At 44.3% G+C, this 770-nt stretch carries 1 protein-coding gene and 1 pseudogene; one reads left to right on the top strand and one right to left on the bottom strand.

Annotation, left to right across the window (positions count from 1 at the left end; genetic code table 11):
* Positions 1 to 42: 42 nt before the first annotated feature.
* Positions 43 to 456 (top strand): hypothetical protein, encoded by a 414-nt coding sequence (locus A3739_RS22160; RefSeq protein ID WP_068476966.1) that lies wholly within the window; start codon positions 43 to 45, stop codon positions 454 to 456.
* A 6-nt stretch (positions 457 to 462) separates the two neighbouring features.
* Here A3739_RS22160 and A3739_RS22155 read toward each other — a convergent pair.
* Positions 463 to 770 (bottom strand): annotated as a pseudogene (locus A3739_RS22155) (ATP-NAD kinase); the annotation flags it as partial.

Below are 770 nucleotides of genomic sequence, written 5' to 3'. Positions count from 1 at the left end.
TTTTTACAGACCTACAAGCAGCTTCCTGAAACAGAATAAAGCATGTACGACATACACATTGAAGAGTTTTATCGCGATTGCGCGGTCGTACTATTGCAGCTTTATCAGAGCTTTCCTGTAAAAAGTTCGGTTTTTGTTGAAGACGTTGCAGGCCCAGATAATCCTGACGAATTTGGGCTTCATAGCCCTCGTTTTCAGGCCTGTTTCGGAGCAATGTTGTGGCTAGAAAGCGAAGGATACATGAGCTTTGAGTCAACGCTTCGACAAGAAGCGATTGAGCAGGCGACGCTTAGCGCCCTAGGACTAAGATTGCTCAATCATCTAAGCGATGAGTTAGCCGAAGAGGACAACAAGCTTCCTAATGTAGAGATCCTTAGAATTGCTTTGAAGAATGGGACCTCGACTCACTTGGCTCGCTTGATGATTCATTTGTTTTCAGAGTACAAAAATAAATAGACGAACTTATGCACTGTAAGCGATGTCGTACAAGACGTAGTCGTGATAGCCACATAAAATGGGCCGATAACCACTAATCTCTTGGTTCAGAGCATCGTCTCCACTATCGACCTGCAGTGCTTTACCCTCTAACGCATGAAGCTTTTCTTGCGTCCCGACAAATTGAATGTTGGTAATGCCAAGCATTCTTAACACGCGAACGCTTAGCTGCTGATTACCGCGGCCTAATACTACTCCCTGCCCTCCAATCACAGACAAAAACAACTTTGCCTTTGGATAATTGCCAAGTAAATCAATCAATACTGGTTCGTTCG

The sequence above is a fragment of the Oleiphilus sp. HI0067 genome, from assembly GCF_001635735.1.
The sequence above is the reverse complement of the archived record's forward strand: the minus strand, read 5'-3'. Positions and strand labels throughout refer to the sequence as shown.